17 protein-coding genes are annotated in these 23,325 nt (G+C 42.8%); 5 read left to right on the forward strand and 12 right to left on the reverse strand.

The window, feature by feature from the left end; all coding sequences use genetic code 11:
• The first annotated feature begins 73 nt into the window (after window positions 1-73).
• Window positions 74-418, forward strand: coding sequence for a hypothetical protein (locus V7K35_RS07840; RefSeq protein ID WP_335077768.1), 345 nt, complete (start codon window positions 74-76; stop codon window positions 416-418).
• A 73-nt stretch (window positions 419-491) separates the two neighbouring features.
• On the opposite strand, the gene V7K35_RS07845 is transcribed toward V7K35_RS07840, so the two are convergent.
• The 4 genes from V7K35_RS07845 to V7K35_RS07860 all read right to left on the reverse strand — a co-directional run bounded on the left by V7K35_RS07845 (window position 492) and on the right by V7K35_RS07860 (window position 6,049).
• Window positions 492-1,496 carry a transaldolase gene (locus V7K35_RS07845; protein WP_335077770.1) on the reverse strand — a complete coding sequence of 335 codons (1,005 nt, stop codon included), beginning with the start codon at window positions 1,494-1,496 and terminating at the stop codon, window positions 492-494.
• 146 nt (window positions 1,497-1,642) lie between these two features.
• Window positions 1,643-3,073, reverse strand: coding sequence for a pyruvate kinase (pyk, locus tag V7K35_RS07850; RefSeq protein ID WP_335077802.1), 1,431 nt, complete (start codon window positions 3,071-3,073; stop codon window positions 1,643-1,645).
• A 251-nt stretch (window positions 3,074-3,324) separates the two neighbouring features.
• On the reverse strand, window positions 3,325-4,368 hold the full coding sequence (gene gap / locus V7K35_RS07855; protein ID WP_335077773.1) for a type I glyceraldehyde-3-phosphate dehydrogenase: 1,044 nt from the start codon (window positions 4,366-4,368) through the stop codon (window positions 3,325-3,327).
• Window positions 4,369-5,008: 640 nt separating this feature from the next.
• The gene (locus V7K35_RS07860; protein ID WP_335077775.1) at window positions 5,009-6,049 is read right to left on the reverse strand and encodes a DUF2891 domain-containing protein; all 1,041 of its coding nucleotides are present in this window, start codon (window positions 6,047-6,049) and stop codon (window positions 5,009-5,011) included.
• A gap of 64 nt (window positions 6,050-6,113) precedes the next feature.
• On the opposite strand from V7K35_RS07860, the gene V7K35_RS07865 reads away from it, so the two are divergent.
• A complete protein-coding gene (locus tag V7K35_RS07865; RefSeq protein ID WP_335077777.1) occupies window positions 6,114-6,365 on the forward strand; it encodes a hypothetical protein in 252 nt (83 codons plus the stop codon).
• Between the two features lie 789 nt (window positions 6,366-7,154).
• On the opposite strand, the gene V7K35_RS07870 is transcribed toward V7K35_RS07865, so the two are convergent.
• From V7K35_RS07870 to V7K35_RS07910, 8 genes are all read right to left on the reverse strand, one after another.
• Window positions 7,155-8,138, reverse strand: a complete 984-nt coding sequence (locus V7K35_RS07870) for a CHAD domain-containing protein (RefSeq protein ID WP_335077779.1) — start codon at window positions 8,136-8,138, stop codon at window positions 7,155-7,157.
• Between the two features lie 508 nt (window positions 8,139-8,646).
• Window positions 8,647-9,051 (reverse strand): NIL domain-containing protein, encoded by a 405-nt coding sequence (locus V7K35_RS07880; RefSeq protein WP_335077780.1) that lies wholly within the window; start codon window positions 9,049-9,051, stop codon window positions 8,647-8,649.
• Between the two features lie 322 nt (window positions 9,052-9,373).
• Window positions 9,374-9,772: a CVNH domain-containing protein gene (locus tag V7K35_RS07885; RefSeq protein ID WP_335077782.1), complete on the reverse strand. Its 399-nt coding sequence runs from the start codon at window positions 9,770-9,772 to the stop codon at window positions 9,374-9,376.
• A gap of 598 nt (window positions 9,773-10,370) precedes the next feature.
• The gene (locus V7K35_RS07890) at window positions 10,371-11,075 is read right to left on the reverse strand and encodes an actin-binding WH2 domain-containing protein (protein ID WP_335077784.1); all 705 of its coding nucleotides are present in this window, start codon (window positions 11,073-11,075) and stop codon (window positions 10,371-10,373) included.
• A 30-nt stretch (window positions 11,076-11,105) separates the two neighbouring features.
• Window positions 11,106-12,647, reverse strand: coding sequence for an FAD-binding oxidoreductase (locus tag V7K35_RS07895; protein ID WP_335077786.1), 1,542 nt, complete (start codon window positions 12,645-12,647; stop codon window positions 11,106-11,108).
• Between the two features lie 234 nt (window positions 12,648-12,881).
• Window positions 12,882-14,900 carry a pentapeptide repeat-containing protein gene (locus tag V7K35_RS07900; protein ID WP_335077788.1) on the reverse strand — a complete coding sequence of 673 codons (2,019 nt, stop codon included), beginning with the start codon at window positions 14,898-14,900 and terminating at the stop codon, window positions 12,882-12,884.
• A 30-nt stretch (window positions 14,901-14,930) separates the two neighbouring features.
• The gene (locus tag V7K35_RS07905; RefSeq protein WP_335077790.1) at window positions 14,931-15,212 is read right to left on the reverse strand and encodes a hypothetical protein; all 282 of its coding nucleotides are present in this window, start codon (window positions 15,210-15,212) and stop codon (window positions 14,931-14,933) included.
• A gap of 1,371 nt (window positions 15,213-16,583) precedes the next feature.
• Window positions 16,584-18,800: a hypothetical protein gene (locus V7K35_RS07910; protein WP_335077792.1), complete on the reverse strand. Its 2,217-nt coding sequence runs from the start codon at window positions 18,798-18,800 to the stop codon at window positions 16,584-16,586.
• A gap of 684 nt (window positions 18,801-19,484) precedes the next feature.
• On the opposite strand from V7K35_RS07910, the gene V7K35_RS07915 reads away from it, so the two are divergent.
• The 3 genes from V7K35_RS07915 to V7K35_RS07925 all read left to right on the forward strand — a co-directional run.
• Complete coding sequence (locus tag V7K35_RS07915; RefSeq protein ID WP_335077794.1) at window positions 19,485-20,657, forward strand: glycosyltransferase family 4 protein; 1,173 nt, start codon at window positions 19,485-19,487, stop codon at window positions 20,655-20,657.
• A 63-nt stretch (window positions 20,658-20,720) separates the two neighbouring features.
• Window positions 20,721-21,866 (forward strand): glycosyltransferase family 4 protein, encoded by a 1,146-nt coding sequence (locus V7K35_RS07920; RefSeq protein WP_335077796.1) that lies wholly within the window; start codon window positions 20,721-20,723, stop codon window positions 21,864-21,866.
• Window positions 21,867-22,255: 389 nt separating this feature from the next.
• A partial coding sequence (locus V7K35_RS07925) for a hypothetical protein (RefSeq protein WP_335077798.1) occupies window positions 22,256-23,325 on the forward strand: 1,070 nt, incomplete at its 3' end.

Genomic DNA, 23,325 nt, shown 5'->3' on the forward strand with positions numbered 1-23,325 from the left:
TTTATGAGCGATCATTTGTTGACTTTAAGGTGTTTAATAAAGTTATTACCAAAAGTCTAGTAGAAGCAAAAACATGAAAGGTTTCAGGAAGTTATCCTCAATAGCACTATTGCTATGTGCCTTTGTGTATCCGCCCTCATTAGCTGAAGCAAAGGATATTTCTTTAAGTAATGTTCACAATGAACAAAGCGCTACACCAGAGGCTAACCTAGTTGGAGATAAAACCGGAGAGCTTTTAATTGCTCGACGGCAGATTATCCGACGACGGGAGCGTTTTAGACGATACGAAAATATCCGACGACGGGAGCGTTTTGGAGGACGCGAAAATATCCGACGACGGGAGCGTTTTGGAGGATACGAAAATAACCGACGACGGGAGCGTTTTAGACGATACGATAATATCCGACGACGGTATTGATGACTGCTGATTCAACTAAGCCAATTATTAATGGTTAGTGGTTATTCTAATAACCACTAACTATCGTTACGTTCTAATGAGTTGCTACTACCTCTGCTTCAAGGCGAACCAGTCGGTCTGCCAAAAGTTTCTCAAGGTCTTCTAATGCCTTGGTGAAACCTTTGATGCCCTCGTCTAATTTGTCAAATGCCATGCGGTCAGCAGCGTGCATCTTGTCAAAGGTAGCTTTGTCAATGGATATCTTTTCAATTTCCAAGTTTGCTACCTTGGCGGGGTCAAGTTTGCGTGGCAGTTCTCCAAGAGTTACGTGTAATTCAGCCAAAAGTGATGGCGAAATTGTCAACAAATCACTACCTGCAAGTTCAGTAATTTCACCAAGATTGCGGAAGCTAGCTCCCATAACTTCGGTTTTATAGCCGAATTTCTTGTAGTAGTTGTAGATTTTGGTGACAGACAAAACTCCTGGATCTTCGGCTGCTGGGTAGCTATCGCGTCCAGTATCTTTTTTGTACCAGTCGAGAATCCGACCGACGAAGGGAGAAATTAGGGTAATGCCAGCTTCTGCACAAGCGATCGCTTGGTGAAGACCAAACAACAAGGTAAGGTTACAGTGAATACCTTCTTTCTCTAGAATTTCTGCGGCGCGAATACCTTCCCAGGTGGAGGCAATTTTAATTAACACGCGATCGCGGCCAACCCCAGCTGCTTTATACTGAGCAATTAATTCCCGTGCCTTAGTCAGGGTAGCTTCGGTATCATAGGACAAGCGAGCATCCACTTCCGTAGACACACGACCCGGAATGATTTGCAAAATCTTTAATCCAAAGGCTACTGCCAAACGGTCAAAAGCTAGAGAAACTATCTCTGCTTGAGTGGCTTTGCCTCCAGCATCTTTCTTCGCCTGGAGTAAAGTTTGATCGACAATTTCCTGATATTCCGGCATCTGCGCCGCAGCAGTAATCAAAGAAGGATTGGTGGTAGCGTCTTGGGGTTTGAACTTTTCAATTGCCTGGATATCCCCCGTATCCGCGACCACAACAGTCACTTCTCGCAATTGTTCTAGTAAATTCTTAGACATAAAATGCTCCGTGATGTTTATTTAGGATTTACTTAATTCCCCAATTGTTTAAACTCTAGATTATTCCTTCAATTCTGATTTTGGCAATTTTTCTGAATCATTGCCCAATGCTTACTATCCACAGCCACAGCCCTATTTTAGGTGGGTTATGCCGAAATTGGCTGTCCAATTGAATGCACTTTGATTAAACTGGTTGTTCCTGATTTACCAATTGGAACGCCAGAGGTAATCACTACTTTATCGCCCTTATTCGCTAATCCCATGTCTACAACTGTATTTACCACATTGGTAAACATCTCTTCGGCATTGTGAACTGGTGGGATAAGCAAAGGTTCCACACCCCAAGAAAGCGCTAACTGGCGATAAGCAGTAACATCAGGGGTTAGGGCAATAATCGGAGAAGTTGGCCGATATTTAGACACCATTCTGGCTGTACTTCCTGAGGAAGTGTTACAGAGAATTGCCCGTGAGCCTGTTTCATAAGCGATGCGACATACGGATTCTGCCACAGATTCGGTAACGCTGAGACTGCCTGCTTCATGACACCAGGCATGTTTGCTACCCTCATCTAAAGCCTGTTCTGTCCGCACGGCGATATTGTGCATCATCTGGACGGCGGCGATGGGATATTGTCCGACGGCGGTTTCACCAGAAAGCATTACTGCATCCGTACCATCTAAGATGGAGTTGGCAACATCGGTTGCTTCGGCGCGGGTGGGGTCAGGGGCGCTAATCATCGACTCTAGCATTTGGGTGGCTGTAATCACCGGCTTGCCAGCACGATTGCAACGGCGAATAATATCTTTTTGAATTAGGGGTACTTCGTGAATTGGCACTTCCACGCCTAAATCGCCACGGGCAATCATAATCGCGTCGGCAACTTTCAGAATGGAGTCAAAGTTTTCTATTGCCTCTGCTCTTTCGATTTTGGCAATTAAGCGGATGGAAGCGCCAGCAGCTTCAATCATTCGCTTGGCGGGTTCTAAGTCTTGTGGCGATCGCACGAAGGATACCGCTACCCAGTCTACACCCAACTGAATCCCAAAGCGTAGATCCAGCAAGTCTTTTTCGGTGATCGAACTGACAGGTAAAGGAGTTTCTGGCAGGTTTACTCCTTTGTGCGTAGAAATTAATCCGCCAATTTTCACCTGGGCGCGAATGCGATCGGCATCGCGATCGGTAACAATCAACTTAACGCGACCATCATTAATTAAAATTGGTTCGCCTGGTCGCACCATTGCAAACAAAGTCGGCAATGGTAGGGGTAGTTCCTCGATAGTCTCACCCTTTTCTTGCAAAACAAAGGTAACTTCACTACCAGCTTCTAAATTTAACCCTTCCGGTGGTAAAATTCCCAAGCGAATCTTGGGGCCACACAGGTCTTGCATAATTGCGATCGGCTTTTGCTGCTCAGTACTAATCTGCCTGAGATAGTGAGCCGTTTTGGCGTGGAATTCATAAGCCCCGTGGGAAAAATTCAGCCGCGCCACATTCATTCCAGCTTCTACTAAAGCTTGCAACCTTTCAGGTGCAGATGTAGCCGGCCCAACAGTACAAATGATTTTGGTTCGACGCATAGGGATTGGGGGTTGAGGAGTAACTTGCAAATTTGGATGCTTTGAGCGTAGGCGTAGCCCGTCGTAGACATCGCCCAAAGCATCCAAATTCACACGTGCTTCATATCACTGGGTTGCTAAGTAAAGATACTAAATGACGTTTTACTTTCGGGGTATTTACCATTTGACCCAAATCCCAAATTTGAGGCTGGGGACTGGGGACTAGGGACTAGGTAATGCCCCATGCCCTATGCCCCATCTCCAACAACTAATCAAACCGCAGCAGCTGTCGGGGCGAGCTTTTCATTTTGTGACATAGACAAGATCAGGTCAATCACGCGATTCGAGTAACCCCACTCGTTGTCATACCAAGCAATTACCTTGAAGAAGTTGGAGTTCAACTCAATCCCAGCACCTGCGTCAAAGATACTGGAATGGGTATCGCCTTGAAAATCTGTGGAAACTACTTCTTCATCTGTGTATCCCAAAATACCCGATAGTGAGCCTGCGGCAGCCTCCTTCATGGCAGCACAGATTTCCTTATAACTGGTAGCTTTGGCAGTTTTGAAAGTTAAATCAACTACAGAAACATCGGGAGTCGGAACTCGCAATGCCATACCAGTCAACTTACCCTTCAATTCTGGTAAAACCAGTGCTACGGCTTTAGCTGCGCCTGTGGAGGAGGGAATAATATTCTGGCTTGCACCTCGACCACCCCGCCAGTCCTTTTTGCTGGGGCCGTCTACAGTTGGCTGGGTAGCAGTCATAGCATGGACTGTGGTCATCAACCCTTCAGTCAACCCAAAGTTGTCATTGATCACCTTAGCTATGGGAGCTAAACAGTTTGTAGTGCAACTAGCATTGGAGACAATGATATCCTTGCTGGGGTCAAACAGGTGATGATTGACACCCATTAACAGGGTAGGAACTCTATCTGGATCTTTAGTGGGAGCGGAAATTACCACTCGCTTTGCACCTGCCTTCAGGTGGTTTGCGGCTCCTTGGTAATCAGTGAAGAGTCCCGTAGATTCCACGACGTAATCTGCACTTAATTGTCCCCAAGGTAACTCTGCTGGATTTCTCACCGACACGCAAGGAATAAAATGCCCGTCAATGAGGATGCCATCTTCCTTGGCTTCAACCTTTTGCTTTAATTGGCCGTGGGTTGAGTCGTACTTCAACAGGTAAGCGAGGTTATCTGGTGGTACTAGATCGTTAATGCCCACAAACTCGATATTGGGGTTATCGATACCAGCGCGAAGCACAAGTCGCCCGATTCGACCGAAGCCATTGATACCAACTTTCAATTTAGTCAAGATTAAACCTCCCGTTGTGGAAGTTGAACAAAAGGAGAAAGTTAAAAGTCAAAATAGATTGCCTTTTACTCTTTACTTTCTGATCCTGACAGCCTCGGTCGGCTAAGGGATATTTACTTGGCATCTTTTAAGGTTTGGGACATTGGGGATTACAAATTGGGAAAACCCTGATTTAATTTACTACTTATCTGTTTGAGCTAATTGTTCGAGTTTTTACAAAGTCTGATACATTGTTAAGCTGTTTAAAACCTCGTTTCCAGCCAGAGGCTGGAAATGCTCGTCATTGGGCTGCTGCCGCAAGTTAAGAGGCGGAGCCTAACCGGAGGCATTCCCAGTCTCTGACTGGGAACGAGACAAGCCCGATTTAAACTGTTTTGATACATTAGACCTCTTGCAAAAATCCTTGAATCACCCCTCCCCAACCCTCCCCTTATAAAGGGGAGGGGGCAAGATTTCAAGTTTCCCCCCAATATATCGGGGAGCCAATGCGTTGCGGTGAGGCAGTCCGATCTTGGGGGTTTCCCCCATGAGGAACTGCTGAACCCGAAGGGAGGTTCCCTCCGTTGTAGCAAGTGGCGTGGGATTAAGGGGGGTCTATTCGACTTATGCAAGAGGTCTATTGTTAGATCGTCTAGACTGTTCAAATAATTTGCCCTTGCAATCCCCGATTCGTTAGGAGGTAAACAGCAAAGGTTCCTAGCCAGTGACTAGCTGCATAATGTTCAATGACAACATCTAGTCCATTGTGCCGATGGTGAACGGCAGTAGAACGAAGGGTTTCTATGCGGCGATCGCCATTTGCCAATCCAGAGATGATACCATCAAGCATCCAAGCGCGACTGAGATTAAGACCCCAGAAGTGGGATTGCATATAATCTTGAGGATTATCTACTATGTTCGGTTCTAACCAATTTGCCGAATTCTCAATCGGTATTTGGGGAAGAAAATCGGTCAGCCAGTCAGTGAAAACTGTTGTTGGGAGGACTCGCCGCATCAGGTCTGCTTCAGCAAGGCCAGGAGAGAGAAAATCGTAGCCAAGTGGCTCGAATTGTAAGGAATAATTGCGATCGCTAAAATAAAATTGCCGTACTTTGTTCTCTACTAACTGAGTAAACTCAGCATTTTCGGTAATCCGTGCCCAATCTAGCATCAAACCAAGTGCAAAAGCTGTTTGGCTATGCATCCCTGTGCGATTCGGAAGTTTCAGTGCCTCAATCCAACGGTGTAAGTTAGCTGCAATCAACTTTTCTAGCGGTTCTAATACAATCCGCCATTCTTTCGCTTGAGGATGATTCCACTCGTGAAGTTCCGCAGCCAGTTGCAGAAGCCATGCCACGCCATAAGGAAATTCATAAAAGGGTAGCCGTTGAAAATGGGCAATCTCTCCTTGAATCTTCTCAGGTGTTAAGCTCTGCTCAAGTGCTTGCTTTGAGGCTGCATTGAAGGAGGCTTCAGGAAAGTGACGCATGAGACGTACTAGCAACCAGTGACCATGTACGGCTGAATGCCAATCTAAGCAGCCATAAAAAGCAGGAGTCAATTCACGCGGTGGTTTTATATCCTCGTCGCTATCAGCCCAATACAGATTACTGTTAGGATACTCCCGCCCGATACAATCCAGCACTAATTGAGCAAATTGTGCCGCAGTCGTTTCATTAATCTCCAAATTATCGGCTGGCATGGTCAGTTAGTATTTTGCGTAAAAGCGTAGCGTTTTTAATGCAGGGGAACGCATTAACATTGTATTGCGACGCATTGGCATTGTCAGGGGACGCATTAACATTGTATTGCGACGCATTGGCATTGTCAGAGGACGCATTAACATTGTATTGGGATGCATTGGCATTGTCAGAGGACGCATTAACATTGTATTGGGATGCATTAACAATGCGGCCAACGCATTAACATTGTATTGCGATGCATTGGCATTGCAAGGGATCTGGGCAGTAACTTTTGCTTACAGCAGAATTCAAGTATTTGAACCACATCTATCGTAGGGGCACAGCAATGCTGTGCCCCTACCGCGTGGTCTATTTACCTGAAAATAGCTGTAAACCGCGTCCACCTTGAAAACTGTAGTTTTTCACCATCAGAGCGAAAGATATAGCAAGGGACTGGGGACTGGGTGAAAAGCCTTTTTGTGTCTAAGTTTTATCATCTGTTAACGTCCTAACCATCTTAGCTGTTGCTATACCTGTGCGATCGCTGCTACAAATAAGGGTAGAGTGACTTCCCCTTTATCCAATATCAAGTAATCTGCTCCGGCAGATATCATTTCATTAAATATGCATGGGTAAATAATTTAGCCGGAAATACCAGGACTTTTAGGACGGTTCTAATATCTGTTCTTTCTATAACTTGGCAAATTGGCAACTCTCAGAAAATTAACTGTGTTATTTTCAATACCATACAAGGTGTATTTGCACTTTCAAGCTATTTAGACGGGTTGCAACCCGTCTTTATTTATCACTAGACCTCTTTAAAATCTCGTAAATATCCTTAAATCTCGTTTCCAGATTCTACTTTGGAAATGGACTTCAAAGCGGCTCTGCTGCGAATTCGGGAGACACCTCTGTATGGGCATTCCCAGTTTATGTTTTGTCGCTAGAAGCTTTTAATCAACTGTCTGCTCGTTAGTCCAATCCTTGCCCAATAAAGATAGGACTTACGCAATAACTCTTTAAAACCTTATTCCTTTGTGTCTTACCCTGCGGGAAGCCACTTGTCTATGCGTCCTTTGCGGTTCGTTTTTTCGTGATTTTGCGTAAGTCCTGAAAGAGAAACTTTTAATTTCTTACTCCTGAAAGGGGGTGCAGTATTGTTAAATGAAAGCTATGTCTGGTTTCAGCTTTCAGATAGCGTTCTTGCAAGGGTTGCCACTGCTGCCACGACTGGTAACGATTTTCAGTTAACAAATTAGCAAGGGTGGGCAACTCAGTTTTAATTTCTGACTTGAATACATCTGTAAGCCAGTCAGTTAAGACCGCACTATCTTGCATCGTACCCAAAATTTCTTGGATACTTTTCACTTCTGTAAGAGAAGCTGCGTAAGACTCGCCATATAAGTCAGTAAATAACTCCATCTGGTAGCGTATACGTTTAGCTTCTTTTCGCAAGCTATGAAGAATTTCACCTTCTGTTGTCAATTGTTTTTCTATCTTTTCTGGTTTCCAGTTTTTCTGAATTTTCACTTCTGATTCCACAAATTGGGTGCCAACTAGCCAACCCGGATGCAATAAAAAGTTACTCAATTCTGGTAACAGTAAATCTGGTAGCACTTGCTGGATAGGAACAGATGCCAAAGGATGATAACTGGGTTTCTCTAACCACTTGTCCAATGCATCTTTTAGAGACTTGTAAGATTCATCTTTTAAGGTTTTCTGTACACTCGATAGGACATCTTCACGTTGTTTAGCCAAAGCTGTGAAAACTGTTTGTAGAGATTCCTGCTCTTTGCAGGGTAAGTTTGGTTTGTAATTATTTTCTAAACTTTCTTTGAGTACGTCTAAATCTCGCAGATTACCAAGACGACGAGCTATTTTACCAATATTTTTATCGCTGACTGGTTTTGACACATCTAACGCTAGCCCAAACCTAGTTACAGCTGTGCGTAGCCGACGCATTCCCACTCGCATTTGGTGCAGCGCTTCTGGATCTTCATCTTTCTTTACTGATTTTTCCCACTTCAAGGTTTTCTTAAAGTGTTTTTCAATCGCTTGATACGCGTAGTCCCCTAGAGTTTTTACCGTAGGTTGTGTGGCTAATTTCATAATTTGTCTTAATGACTACCTAATCAGGTTATTGCATAATAACATTAGTTAAAAGTTTGCATCTACTACTTTTGATATTTTTTTACTCACTGAAAATGGTAAGTATTCTTATGATTATTGATATTTGCATACTATTCTAAAAATATGCTACATCTATCAAAGGTTTGAAAAGTAAATTTACCCTGACAATTTGATATTAATGATTGCTTAATAATATTTTGCATAGATTAAATGATTTATTGTCATAGCAGAATGAATCTTTTTGCAATCAAAATCATATTTATTCAGTCAAATTTTGTTAACTTTTATAGATAATTTTAAAGAACATAGAGAAGACTTATCAGCGGTGTTGTTAACACATCAGAAGTATTTATGGTTGGGGTCAAATGAAACCTCAACTATTGAACAACTCTCTCTAGTTCGGATTTTGGACTTTCCTGCGGAACGCTACGCGTAGCTTGCTTCCCCGTAGGAGTACGGCTACGCTCAGTGGAACGATTTTGGATTGTTAAAGGTTAGTGGAGATTGCTTGTACGGGACAACTGGGGATACACTGTTCGCAGACGATACAGCGCGATCGCGTGAATGTCAACTTGTATGTCTCTGGGTGGAGGGTGAGGGCTTCGGTAGGACAGACCCCAGTACACAAGCCACAGTGAACACAGACATCAGGATCAATCGCAATTTCGCCTAATGTAGAAGAAACGCTAACATGGCGCGATCGCATCCACTCGATCGCTGCATCTAATTGATCGATATCTCCCGATAGTTCCACTACCAGTTTGCCAATTTGATTTGGGGCAACTTGGGCGCGGATAATATTGGCGGCAACGTTGAACTCTTTGGCCAGTACGTAAGTTACTGGCATTTGCACGGCGCGTTTTGGGAAGGTGAGTGTTACTCGTTTTTTCACAGGTTTAGCAGAGGGTTTTTTCTGTTGTAGCGTATTTGGAGTTTTATCAGTTCTTCTCTACAGAACGCTGTGCGAACTGCCCAATGTGGCAGCCAGACTAAAAACCGTTAGTATCTGTGGTTGTTGTTTCATTAAACATCTCCAGAAATTAAATATGCGTAACCTGAAACCCTTGTAGAGACGCGAAATTTCGTGTCTCTACATTCATTTTCGGAGATGTCTGTCCTCTCTGCTTTCATCAAATGAGATACTTCAAGCTGGGGAATGCCAAGAAGTTCGCTGATTTTGCGATCGCCGTTTTGGATGTCGCTTTTACTTCGACTCAGGGACTGCTGGTATACTTCAGAACACCTTCAATATTTTCAATTCCTTGTATGACTGTTGAAGTCCACTGAAGTGTGCCATCTCTTCTTTTACAAGCAGCTTTTAAACTGTTTCCTCTAATGCGGATGTGCTGGCAACTGAACTGATAATTGCTAGCTTTACCAGGGTCAGTCACTTGTAAAGTGCCGTTAATATTTTCAATCCCTTGTAATTCTATTGAAGTTTTGTTGAACGAACCATTGCTTCGGCTACAACTAGCTGAGAGAACGTTGCCATAAACTGAGATGTGGTTACAGCTTTTCTGATAACTGCTAGATGTAGCATTAGCAGGGCTATTAATCCCAACTAAAGTAGATGTTGCTAAAAGAGCAATTACACTAAATAAATTTCGCTTCATGATTTTGTTTCTCTATGCCGACAAATTGTTCTACATCTTCAAATAAGCCGATTTCGGATGCAATCCCATAATTTTTTGACTCTAGATGGGGTAAGTTCACGCCCAAACACTGTTGGCGAAAGTGTTACAAGTCATCAGAGAAACTTTTTACTAACCCTTTTTAATGCAGTATTACCCAAGTCACTTATAATGTCCTTTGTTACTGCCGTCCCCAGTTTTCACAAATGTCAAAAATATCACTAATATCAGCTTCGTTTAAACACTTATAATATCTGTAGATTGGGTTGAGGAACGAAACCCAACATTAACAAGAAGAAAATATAGCACCAGATAATACCTGTGCCCAAGTGTTAAATACGCCGAAAATTGTGCCCTAGATGGCAAAAAAAATGGAACTAATTACTAATAGAGAACTGATTTTATTTTGTAATCGGACTCCCTAACAAATTTCTTCTAAGAATGACTGGCGATGTCTAACGACAAGCCGCTCCGCGTCTACGCGGAGTAAATTAACCAAAACCCCAAATTGTTGAATTCCACGATTTGGCCTTTTTAGCATAGGTTTATATCTTATATATTTTGTTAAACTAATGACTAATTAACGGATTCCCAAAAGATAACTAATAGCTTGAATCACACTTAAATAGAAATTACCTTCTCTTTCACGGAATAGTTCAAAGGTAGAACCAGGTGTGCCAAAAAATGGTCTGAGAGTCCATCCTAACTGACTGCCTACGAAAGCGTAAAGAAATAGCCAAAATTGTAAAATCTTCTGGCGTGTCTTGCTACCTTCATTATCTTGTTCTAAAACTAAACTCGTGGCGTGATATAAAGACGAAACACCAATAAATCCAGTTATAGCAAAGATGAAAACATTTAACAGAATTAAAAATTGGTAATTATTCGTGGTAATCAAGAAAAAAAGCGTGATTGGGGCAAAGCTAAATAAAAGTACGCTTGTAACTGAAACAGCAGTCAGCACTAATGCTAAATGCTGTCCAAAAGTTCGCTTTGAACCAAAAATAATATTAGCAAAGTACAACGTCGGGATACAAATCAGGAGTGTGATTAAATAAAGGGCTGGGAGTTTAATGGCGGAAGACAAAGCTTGCATCCAACTATGGTATGCACCAATGATTCCGCCATAAGCAGCGATAAATAAGGAACTACAAACCAGCAGAGAAATGATTTTATTTGGTAATCTCGTACCTTGGCGAACTTCCTCTAGAAATCCTTGGCGATCGCGCAGAAAACCAATCAACACCGCAAAGTATTTTATTCCTAAAGATTTCCGTTGAATCATGTTATCCTCACACAGGTATTATTCTAAGTTTCATCTTCCTTGATCACCGCCAGAACCATACTTCCAGGCATCAACCAAACGATGCCAATAATATTGTTGTTCATTTGGTTGATTCTTAATCCATGTTTCTAGCATTGGACTTAACCAAAATAAGGCAGTATATACACCTAAATTACAGTAATGTAACATCCAATCTAACAAACTTGCCAAACCTACTTGGGGAATTATTTTGGCAACTAATATCGGATGATATAAACCAGTTTTTAACAGTGTTTGCGTTAGTGCCGAAAACTGCACTATATCCTGTAAAAATGGTTTTAGCACTGGTGTACCCAACTGTTGCATTTCCTGAAATACCGCCGAGAGGAGTTGGTTAATTTGATCTGGGGCAATTTTCTGATTTATACCAACACTCATCGCTTTTTGAAACAACCAGGTAACAGTCAAACTTGGCTGATAGGGTTGCAGCAGTGCTAAGGCTTGTGCAGATAATTGTTCTGTTTCCAGCGCTTCGTAAATGCCAAATGTTAAACGCTTCAGGTGACGCACCATTGCCCCAAAACCACCAAAACTCAAGGGAGATTGACTACCACTGCTATCTCCGGCTGGTAGAATGCGACTCCAAGGGGTTTTTAGGGGACTTTGGCGGTAGGTAGGAAAGAAGCCAAACAACGCTCGTTGAAATTTCAGCTTGCTCAATTCCACTCCCTGATATTCTGGTAAAAGACGCAGATATTCTTCAAATAGAGCTTCTAAACTCAAGCGTTGGGGATGTGCATCCATGTAAGTAAACAGGTAAGTGGTTCTGCCATCCCTGGCTGGGAAGGCTTCCCAGAAGTATTGGCATTGATTCTGTAAAGATGTAAATGATAATAACAAGTCGCCTGAGTTATTTTCCGGAAAACCTTGGGCGCAACTTCCCACAACCAAGCAAAGGGCATCTGGTTTTTTTCCTTGGCGTGCTTGTTGGGTGATGGGTGAAAAATGTCCCATCGCGTCGATTAATAACCGAGTTTTGAATTGGTTATTTACCATCACCCCATCTGGATGAACCACCGCTTCAGTAAAAGGTGTGTTTTCTAACAACTTTCCCCCAGTGGCGAGAAATCGGGTTTTTAAAGTAGCCAGTAGATAAACCGGATCTACGCCGATATTCAAAACATCCTCTACCCAAACTTCTGTACCGCCAGCAAAACTAACTCGCGCTGGGTTATATTTAGTGGCGATCGCACTTGCTAATTCTTCCTCAGTTAGCAAGTTCAATTCCACAAACACATCTAATTCTTTGCGAGAGATATTCCACTCTTGATCCCTCCCCCGCAAAATTCCCCGTTCCAGCAACGCCACCCGCAGTCCTTTCACTGCTAAGGCGCAACCAATTAAAATGCCTAAAGTGCCACCGCAGATAACTACATCGAAGTCTACAGCGCCTAAAGGCTGTTGACTTTCTTTAACTAACGTTGGGATAGGTGCGGTGTTTTCGCGCACAGATGTGAGGATGCGATCGCTTTGGCGCAATCCTCCTAAAGCATCGCCGGGTAATTGGGAAAGGATTTCTTCAGTTAAAGACATTTTGGAAAAACTCAACTCTACATTCCAAAACTACCTGAAAATGAAGAAAGTATTTTACCCCACCCTAACCCTCCCCGATGGATTGGGGAGGGAACTAGATTTCCGGTTTCCCCCCTTTCCAAGGGGGGATTAAGGGGGGTAATTCGACTTGTGTATGCACCGTAGCCGAGTCGGAAAGGGAGAGAATAGAGCTTTAATTTAAGGCTAGGAGAGGTTTGTCTAACTCACGTTAAATTATCCCAAACCGAATAGTTTTGCGATCGCAGGCAATAATTTATTACCCGCTTCCACCAGCGAAGCAACAGCAGGTAAGCCTGTAAATATCCCTTTCAACATAGTGATTGCTGTTTTTGCCGTCTTCTGCTTGGTGGATTCTTGAGGATTTTTCCCCGCTTCTGCCAAAGTTTTCACCTGTTCTAACGCTTCGGCTTTCTCTTCTTCTGGCAAATATGTGGATTGGATGATTGCATCTTGCAACTGCGACAATAATTCTTTAATTCCCGGTTTATCCGCATCTGGTGAATCAGGTAACTGAGTGAGGGCAATACTTACATTACCGCTAATGGTTCCTAGATTAGCAACAGAACTATTCCCAGCGATACCGCTGACATTACTGCTGCCTTGAATGTTGATGCCGCTGATATCAGACATGATGGTATTTCCTTGTGTATAAGATTTAGGCTGCCCAAGTGCAGTTGTGATCATATTTTTTAAATCACTAATATAACTATCTTTTTCTACCAGCAATAATTGCTGCCTCTCCGATAAGGCTTTGAGTTGATTATAATCATCAAAATATTCTGCACTCAGTTGAGATTTATCGCTACCTGCGGCGGTTTTGGCTCTGAGCAAGATTTTATCATCGCCGCGTTTCTCCATTGCGACGATTTCTAACTCAGCTTCTGGATGGTTTTCGGCAAGGTTTTTGAAAGCTATGGCAACAGCGCGGGGGTCAACGCCTTGATTATGGTAAAGGTCGAGGGTATCAAAAATTGGCTTGATAAAGTTGGCAAAATCCCCGTCTGCAAATACCTCTTGTTTATTATCAGGTTTGCGGAGGGGGTCGGGGTCTTCTTTGGTGGGTAAGCACATGAAGACATATTCACACCTTGCACCATGCAATTTAGTTGTATTTGTAATGCCCCAATCTTCGATGTACGCTCCTGTGAGTGTTGCACCTGTTAAATCTGTGCCATCTAGTTGCGTTTGCTTCAGCTTTGCTCTTGACAAATCGGCATCTTGCAAATTGGCTTCACTGAGATCAGCGCCAATAAAGCTGGCATCTGCTAGGTTAGCTTTTTTTAAGTTGATACCTCGGAGGTTTTGACGGTCAAAGTTTTTGTCCTGTCCCTGTCCTGTAACCAGCAGTTGACGTACTTGTGAGTTTTGCAGATAAGTCGAGCCAGGGCGAACACGGTCAAGCATTTTGGCTTGATACCAACGGCTACAGATAAGAATAGTGTTGCGTAAATCTGTACTTTTGAGTGTGGCTTGGGTGAAATCAGCATTGGTTAAGTCAGCGCCACGAAAACTTGTACCTCCTGTTGCAGCAAAGGTAACAGCGATATTACGAATCAAGGAGTGCTTTTCGTCTCCTTTCATGGCTCGCCAACTGATGTAGATGCTAAGTAACGTTCCAGCTCCGGCTGCGACTGCGGCGACGGCTCCGGCGACGGTTGCGGCGACGGTTGCGGCGACGGCTGCGGCGACGGCTGCGGCGACGGCTGCGGCTCCGGCTCCGGCTGCAACGACGGCTGCGGCTGCGGCTGCGGCGATGGCTGCGGCTGCGGCTGCGGCTGCGGCGACGGTTGAGGCGACGACTCCGGCTCTGGCTGCGGCGACGGCGACGCCTCCGGCGACGGTTGAGGCGATGGCTCCGGCTCCGGCGAAGGCTCCTAAACCAGCTACTGCTCCTTGGCGAATTGTGACGAAGAAAAAGGCAATTAATACGATTAGGACAGTCCAGCCGGCAATCTTATTCTCCAAGCTGGAATCAAATATTAGTGACACCAAATAACCGTTGAAAGCCCATAAAAATCCTGACAGTCCCAACAACAGCCAGGAGATTAGGACTAAGAAAATTGCCCAACGGCGTTGCAGTCCAGCTTTGGCATGGCTGAAGTTTGCACCTGTTAAATTAGCACCGCTAAAGTTTGCCCCTCGGATGTCGGCATAGCTAAAGTTTGCACCCGCAAGGTTTTGTCCTTTGAAGTTGCGTCCTTGGAGATTTTTACCGGAGAAGTCTAAAACCATGTTCCACTTTATGGAGGTGAGCAAATTTTACTACACGCTCACTCCTGTAAATTCAGGAATGGTTAGATATTTTTCATCAATGGAGTTCAAAGACTCATTCACGAGTATAAAAGACTCGTTGACGAGTATCAAAGACTCGTTCACGAGTATCAAAGACTCGTTCACGAGTATAAAAGACTCGTTCACGAGTATCAAAGACTCATTCACGAGTATAAAAGACTCGTTGACGAGTATAAAAGACTCATTCACGAGTATAAAAGACTCATTCACGAGTATAAAAGACTCGTTCACGAGTATCAAAGACTCATTCACGAGTATAAAAGACTCGTGAATGAGTATAAAAGACTCGTTGACGAGTATAAAAGACTCATTAATGTAGTAAATTTTAAGTAGGGTGCGTTATGGTTTCACCCAATGATTTAGATTATAGCGCTTCTCGTCTGGATGCAATACATTTTGACCTCTCTCCAAACCTCTCTCCTAAAAGGAGAGAGGCTTTGAGGCTTACTCCGCAACGCTAGTAGGGAAGGGGCTGGGGGTTAGGTCTGTATTTCACGCAATTGAGAATTGCTATATGCGTATTGTGCCCCTCGCATTGCAGACGGCACAAATTTTATTTCTAACCTTCCCCATCCCCCAACATTTGAGGCAGGTAAAAAAGCTTGCTCTAATTCCCTCCTCATTACTGCAATATCATATCCGCCAAATTACCCATAATAAAAGAACGCCACCCTCAATCCCTACGGTGTACACACAAGTCGAATTACCCCCCTTAATCCCCCCTTGTAAAGGGGGGAAATAAGAAATCTAATTCCCTCCCAATCTTCGCGGGGGAAATAAGATTTCTAATTCCCTCCCAATCTTCGCGGGGGAAATAAGATTTCTAGTTCCCTCCCCAATCTTCGCGGGGGAAATAAGATTTCTAGTTCCCTCCCCAATCTTCGCGGGGGGAAATAAGATTTCTAATTCCCTCCCCAATCTTCGCGGGGGAAATAAGATTTCTAGTTCCCTCCCCAATCTTCGCGGGAGAAATCAAGATTTCTAATTCCCTCCCAATCTTCGCGGGGGGAAATCAAGATTTCTAATTCCCTCCCAATCTTCACGGGGGAAATAAGATTTCTAATTCCCTCCCAATCTTCGCGGGGGAAATAAGATTTCTAATTCCCTCCCAATCTTCGCGGGGGAAATAAGATTTCTAATTCCCTCCCAATCTTCACGGGGGGAAATAAGATTTCTAATTCCCTCCCCAATCTTCGCGGGAGAAATAAGATTTCTAGTTCCCTCCCCAATCTTCGCGGGAGAAATCAAGATTTCTAGTTCCCTCCCAATCTTCACGGGAGAAATCAAGATTTCTAGTTCCCTCCCCAATCTTCGCGGGAGAAATCAAGATTTCTAGTTCCCTCCCCAATCTTCGCGGGAGAAATCAAGATTTCTAATTCCCTCCCCAATCTTCGCGGGGGAAATCAAGATTTCTAATTCCCTCCCCAATCTTCGCGAGGGAAATAAGATTTCTAGTTCCCTCCCCAATCTTCGCGAGGGAAATAAGATTTCTAATTCCCTCCCCAATCTTCACGGGGGAAATAAGATTTCTAGTTCCCTCCCCTTTATAAGGGGAGGGTTAGGGTGGGGTAAAACTAACGCTAAGGAGTTTAATAACTAATCAAGCAGACATAATATAAATGCTCACCCCGCCAGCCGATACATAATCACTTTTCCTTTCCAATTTTCTTCCACAAATACCAGATACTCACCATTGGAACGCCGAAAAGCGCGGATACCGTAGGGGATATCAATCCAGCCACTTTCGCTACCAACTTCTGGGCCTGGTTTTAACTTTTGTACTTGCACTCCCGTCTTGGCATTATAGACATATACCTCTGCGGTTTTAACTGTCACCGCAAATACATGATCTCCCGCCACACTCATTGCAGCCGTAGACACTTCATGTTTGCCGGTGGTGTCGTAGGGAATTACAATCCGCCATTTGGGAGTACGATTACCTTTACGCCAATTGTCAAAACGGGCAATCTCAGAACCAACAACTCCAGTATCGTCACCGAATGCAGGGTGATCTACTGTGAAGCCTGACAAATACATAGTATCTGTTTCGGGGAAATATTCGATCCGCCGCAAGTCGTTAAACATGCTGGGAGTAGTTTGCTTCTGCATCAAACTATAGTTGTAGATGGGGTTGCCTTTCGCATCTATTCCCTGTAAAAGATAGTGGCGAATGCCATCCTGGGTTCGCAAAGCTTTCCAAACATCTCCTTTGCTGTCTACCCACCATCCGCCGATATAGGGATAATCTTTGCTGGTATCATATTCGTTCTTTTCAAATTTGCCATTACCGTTGCGATCGCGCCAGATCCATTCCCCTTTTTCTGGTTGATGCGGTGGCCAATTCCCGGTGAGAAATGGTTTATCTCCGCTATTGGTACCGACAAACATTCCGGCTGGGATCGCAATTTTGCCATCTGTGGCTGGATTAAAACGATATATTTGCAGAAAGCTGCTATACATATCTGTGAGGTACAAAAACGGCTTCCCTTGGATGCGGCGAACAAAGGTTCCATCTGGCGATGTATGCAGACGTGGATCTTGAGGATATTTGAAACCATTTAAAGTGTAGGCTTTGTAAGTCCATTGCTTACCAGCAGGCTTACTGTAGTTCATCAGATAGTGTTCTTGTTTGGTGAATAAATCTACACCATCAGTTTTAGGATCGGCATCTGCATTATCGACGAATATCAATCCCAGCGATCGCCAGATTAGTTTTCCCGATGGCGAAAATTTCCGCAAATCTGTTCCTGATTTGTTGAAACCATCACTATTTATATAGATATTCCCTGAAGTATCTGTACCGACTCCGGTAAGTCCGTAAAGTTTCAAATCTCGAACTTCACCAGCAACTCCTGCATAGATACCACCCTTACAGCCAAAACTACCCACCTGCACTGGCTTATCTTTGATATCATAAATCAACATTTGCTGACGTGGGCCATTTTCTGCCACTAACAGCTTACCTTGATGATCAATTGCGATCGCTCTTGGTTCAACAATATCTGCAATCTGTTGGGGCAATTGCTTTCCACTCTGGGTATAATGTACAATCTTGGCAGGATTACTACCATTTTTGCTTTGAATAATCCAGAGATTTTTTTGTGGATCAATTGCGATCGCTCCCGGATTAGCAACAGTAAAGCTGCGGAGTTCCTTCATCGTATCAGGATCATAGACACGAATCTGATTAGCAGCAGAATCACTCACATACAACTCGCTTTCCACAGTTGCTAATCCAGTGATTTCATTTTTAGTGCTGGTAATAAACATACTTTTATCCCAGCCACGCCCATTAGGAAACGGCGCAGGTTTTCCAGACAAGTCATAACGTCTAACGCAATGCCAAGTTGTTCCTTCAGGTGGGTAATCTTCATCTGTTTTGCCCCTCGAACCCTGAGTCATGGCAATGTAAATATATTTACTATTTGCTGTTACAGCTTTGCCACCGCCACGACTCCAGCCGTGAGTATCCCCAATAGCACCAATAACTTTACCATCTTTATATATTGCTGCCTCCATTCCCGCCTCATCCCAATGACTGTTTGTATAAACTGTGCCATCAGGGGCAACATACATTGCCTCAATATTGTTTTGTACCCGCAGATTTCCACTGCCAAAAGTATTACCTATCCACGATGTTTTGTACGTGAGTGTGGGTGTTCCAGTTATCGCCCAGTCTGTTGTAATTCCAATGCTAGTAACAATTACTCCAGCAGTCAGACTGAGTAAAAAATTAAAAGTTTTACTTCTTTGTAAATATCTAATATTAGATAATTTTTTGATGTCCTGATTAAACTTGTGACGAAGTTTTACTAACTGCGCCAGTAATTTATTTGTCATATAAGTTTTAAGCTTTTAATTATTTATATACAATCACTTTTTTTAAAATCCGCATAAAATCTAACTATTTTCAACTGGATAAAATATAAGTTATTTAGCGACACAACCTTTAATTAAATATCAATAACAAACAATCTAAATTACCAAAATCATATTCACATAAACTTTATCAAAATAACATTATTTTAATAAATGTATTAATATTTACTTTAACACAAGCCAAAGTTGTAAAAATTAATACAGACTTGTTGATTTATAAATTAGTTAATCTTGGTTATTTCCTTTCCTGGTCTACCACTCAGCTTGTTACCTTGTAGGAATCATCTATATTAGACCTCTTGCATAAGTCGAATAGACCCCCCTTAATCCCCCCTTATAAAGGGGGGAAACTTGAAATCTTGCTCCCTCCCCAATACATACGGGGAGGGTTGGGGAGGGGTGATTCAAGGATTTTTGCAAGAGGTCTATTGTAGTCAGTGTTCTTTAGTTAATAAAAACACAGGTTTGAATTCATTGTTGACGTTTACATATAAATAGTTTATAAATTGGTGTTCTATAAAAAACTTTTATTTGTAATGTGTATTTGTAAAATCTAGTAATTCATGTTGGGATATAACAAACACGCTGTAAGGACAATTCATGAATTGCCCATACTGTTTTAATACATTTATAGGAGATACATTAATGGAAGGTAATAAAAAAACAAGTTTTGCTTCATCATCTGCATCTATTCTCACCCTTGGATTAGGCTGGTTTCCCAAAAGTCCTGGAGGATTAGAAAGGTATATTTATGAATTAACTCATAAATTAGCAGCAAATAAAGACGAGGTTGAATTATGTGGAGTCGGTTTACCAGAGGCTGAAATAAATTCACCGATTAAGCTAACTAACCTGGCTTCTGTTGATAGTGCTATTTGGCAAAGATTATGGTCAATTCGCACTAACTTCCAAAAAACAAGAACAAGGAAACCAGATGCTATTAATTTGCACTTTGCATTATACAGCTTTCCTATTTTAGATATTTTACCAAAGGGAGTACCAGTTACTTTTAACTTTCATGGCCCTTGGGCTTCTGAGAGTCAGCAAGAGGTAGTTAATAAAAATCTCAGTCTTTTGATCAAACACTGGCTAATAGAACAAAACACTTATAATCGCTGCGATCGCTTCATTGTTTTGAGCAAAGCATTTGGTAAAATTTTACATGATAAATATCAAGTCCCGTGGAGCAAAATTAATATTATTCCTGGTGGAGTTGATATTAATTGGTTTCAACCAAATTTATCACCCCAGGAAGCTTGTACAAAGCTAGGCTGGCCAAGTAATCGCCGGATAATATTTACATCCCGCCGCTTAGTACATCGAACCGGAGTTGATAAATTATTGCAAGCACTGGCTATAATTAAGCCCAGAATACCAGATGTTTGGTTAGCGATCGCAGGTCGTGGTCACATCCAAGCTGCACTACAACAACAGGCTACAGAATTAGGACTAGCCGACAACGTTAAATTTTTAGGTTTTCTCCCTGATGAGCAATTACCTATAGCTTACCAAGCTGCTGAATTAACTGTTATGCCTAGCCAATCTTTTGAAGGATTTGGATTAGTAATAATCGAGTCTCTAGCCTGTGGTACTCCTGTTTTATGTACCCCAGTTGGGGGAATGCCAGAAATTTTATCAGGATTTTCACCCGATTTAATTACTACTTCAACAGAAGCCTCAGCCATTGCTGAAAAATTAGAGCAAGTGCTTTTAGGAAATATCCCCATCCCTTCACGATCAGCCTGTCGCCAGTATGCCACTACACACTACGACTGGAATCAAATTGCCCAGCAAGTACGGAAGATTTTATTAGCTTAAACAAGTGATTGCAATAGATGTTAAAGGTGCTGCGTGAGTCAAATTAGATAAACTAGAGGTTTTATGAGAATTCTTTTCTTAGACCAAAGCGGTAAACCAGGCGGTGCAGAATTATGTTTAATAGATATTGCTAAACCTTATGGCGATCGCGCTTTGGTAGGTTTATTTGCAGATGGCCCATTTAAAGATTTACTACAGCAAAATCATATCCCAGTAGAAGTTTTTGCAACTCAAGCAATCCAAGTTCGTAAAGAAAGCAGTTTGGTACAAGGATTAAAGAGTTTGGGACAACTTGCACCTTTGATTACTAAGGTAGTTAAAATAGCGCGTGAATACGATTTAATCTATGCTAATACCCAAAAAGCATTAGTTGTAGGGGCATTAGCAAGTTTTTTCAGTCGTCGCCCTCTAGTTTATCATTTACATGATATTCTTTCCACAGAACATTTTAGCAAAACTAATCTTCACATTGCTGTTAACTTAGCTAATCGTTTTGCATCATTAATAATTGCTAATTCCCAAGCTAGTAAGACAGCTTTTTTGCAAGCAGGAGGACGCCAAGATATCATCGAAGTTGTCTATAACGGCTTTGAACCAAAAATTTATCAAACTGATGAGTCTGACATTAATAAATTACAGCAACAATTAGGATTGTCAGGAAAATTCGTAATTGGACACTTTAGCCGTCTTGCACCTTGGAAAGGGCAGCATATTTTAATTGATGCCCTTGCCAAATGTCCGCAAGAGGTGACAGCAATTTTAGTGGGTGATGCACTATTTGGCGAACAAGATTACGTCCAACAGTTACACCAACAAGTTACCCAACTAGGACTAGAAAACCGCGTCAAATTTTTAGGATTTCGTTCAGACATTCCCCAGTTAATGGCAGCTTGTGACTTGGTAGCACATACCTCTACTTCCCCAGAACCCTTTGGTAGAGTGATTGTTGAGGCGATGCTATGTGGAAAACCTGTGGTTGCAGCAAAAGCTGGGGGTGTAATGGAATTAGTAGAACATGGAATTAATGGTTTTCTCGTTACACCAGGAGAACCCCAGGAACTTGCACAAGTAATTATCACCTGTCTTCAGGAGACAGAAATAACTGCAAGTATAGCCAATAATGCCAGGAATATTGCTAGTGAGCGTTTTGATATCGCAATTATTAATCAGCAAATTGCTCAACTGCTGTCTCATATAACGTCCGCTTAAATAGACATATAGCGGTTTTAAATTGCGTGGAGTACAGACAATTCGTAGGGGCGCACAGCTAGCTGTAATTGTGTGCCCCTACTAGGTTTCAAAGCCTCTCTACCCGTGGGGATAAGTTTCCAGCGAATGGAATTTAAAAACTTTGCGTTTCCCTGGGAATGAGTATACCAAGTTGGTTAAGTTAGCAATAATGTATGTCATATAAATAATGTGATTAATAAGATTGACTTAAAAAATTCGTATAATATCATCATTGTGACTGATGTAGCAAAAATACATTTAACTACCCAGACTTGGTAGATAAAAAGATTTTGCAGAACATAGCGATGTGTGATGAAAACACATCGCAGTACACAAGTGGAATCAAACAGATAAAGAACACTAATTTTATGACATCAACCACAACTTACACTTACGATGTTGATCGCAAAGTGATGTCCGAGAAGACAGACAACAACAGTGATGGGATAATAGACTCAGTTATTACCTACCGCTATGACCTGACATCCTATAGCACTGACAACGGCGACGGCAAAGTTGATCGTGTCGAAACCTATACTTATGATGCCAAGGGCAACCGGACATCCCTTAGCAGTGACAACAACGGCGACGGCAAAGTTGATTTTGTCCAAACCTCTACTTATGATGCCAAGGGCAACCTGACATTCACCAGCATTGACTACAATAGCGACGGCAAAGTTGATTCTGTCCAAACCTCTACTTATGATGCCAAGGGCAACCAGACATCCAATAGCCGTGACAACAACGGCGACGGCAAACTTGATTCTGTCGAAACCTATACTTATGATGCCAAGGGCAACCAGACATCCTATAGCCGTGACGACAACGGCGACGGCAAACTTGATTCTGTCCAAACCTTTACTTATGCTTATAATGCCAAGGACAACCGGACATCCGTTAGCATTGACTACAACAGGGACGGCAAAGTTGATGTTGTCTATACCTATACTTATGATGCCAAGGGCAACCTGACATCCACGAGCACTGAAGACAACGACGGCAAAGTTGATTCTGTCCAAACCTCTACTTATGATGCCAAGGGCAACCAGACATCCTTAAGCAGTGACAACAACGGCGACGGCAAAATTGATTCTGTCGTAACCTATACTTATGATGCCAAGGGCAACCGGACATCCTTAAGCAGTGACGAAAACGGCGACGGCAAAGTTGATTCTGTCCAAACCTATACTTATGATGCCAAGGGCAACCTGACATCCACCAGCACTGACGACAACGGCGACGGCAAAGTTGATCGTGTCGAAACCTCTACTTATGATGCCAAGGGCAACCGGACATCCACGAGCAGTGACTACAACGGCGACGGCAAAGTTGATTCTGTCGATACCTCTACTTATGATGCCAAGGGCAACCGGACATCCACGAGCAGTGACTACAACGGCGACGGCAAAGTTGATTCTGTCGATACCTCTACTTATGA

The sequence above is a fragment of the Nostoc sp. genome, assembly GCF_036917275.1.
GTDB lineage: Bacteria > Cyanobacteriota > Cyanobacteriia > Cyanobacteriales > Nostocaceae > Nostoc.

Excerpts from the sequence above, each read along its gene's own strand:
- V7K35_RS07845 (WP_335077770.1), bottom strand. The coding sequence starts at position 1,496 with ATGTCTAAGAATTTACTAGAACAATTGCGAGAAGTGACTGTTGTGGTC.
- V7K35_RS07890 (WP_335077784.1), bottom strand. The coding sequence starts at position 11,075 with ATGATTCAACGGAAATCTTTAGGAATAAAATACTTTGCGGTGTTGATT.
- V7K35_RS07885 (WP_335077782.1), bottom strand. The coding sequence starts at position 9,772 with ATGAAGCGAAATTTATTTAGTGTAATTGCTCTTTTAGCAACATCTACT.
- V7K35_RS07910 (WP_335077792.1), bottom strand. The coding sequence starts at position 18,800 with ATGACAAATAAATTACTGGCGCAGTTAGTAAAACTTCGTCACAAGTTT.
- V7K35_RS07900 (WP_335077788.1), bottom strand. The coding sequence starts at position 14,900 with ATGGTTTTAGACTTCTCCGGTAAAAATCTCCAAGGACGCAACTTCAAA.
- V7K35_RS07895 (WP_335077786.1), bottom strand. The coding sequence starts at position 12,647 with ATGTCTTTAACTGAAGAAATCCTTTCCCAATTACCCGGCGATGCTTTA.
- V7K35_RS07915 (WP_335077794.1), top strand. The coding sequence starts at position 19,485 with ATGGAAGGTAATAAAAAAACAAGTTTTGCTTCATCATCTGCATCTATT.
- V7K35_RS07920 (WP_335077796.1), top strand. The coding sequence starts at position 20,721 with ATGAGAATTCTTTTCTTAGACCAAAGCGGTAAACCAGGCGGTGCAGAA.
- pyk (WP_335077802.1), bottom strand. The coding sequence starts at position 3,073 with ATGCGTCGAACCAAAATCATTTGTACTGTTGGGCCGGCTACATCTGCA.
- V7K35_RS07870 (WP_335077779.1), bottom strand. The coding sequence starts at position 8,138 with ATGAAATTAGCCACACAACCTACGGTAAAAACTCTAGGGGACTACGCG.
- V7K35_RS07840 (WP_335077768.1), top strand. The coding sequence starts at position 74 with ATGAAAGGTTTCAGGAAGTTATCCTCAATAGCACTATTGCTATGTGCC.
- V7K35_RS07860 (WP_335077775.1), bottom strand. The coding sequence starts at position 6,049 with ATGCCAGCCGATAATTTGGAGATTAATGAAACGACTGCGGCACAATTT.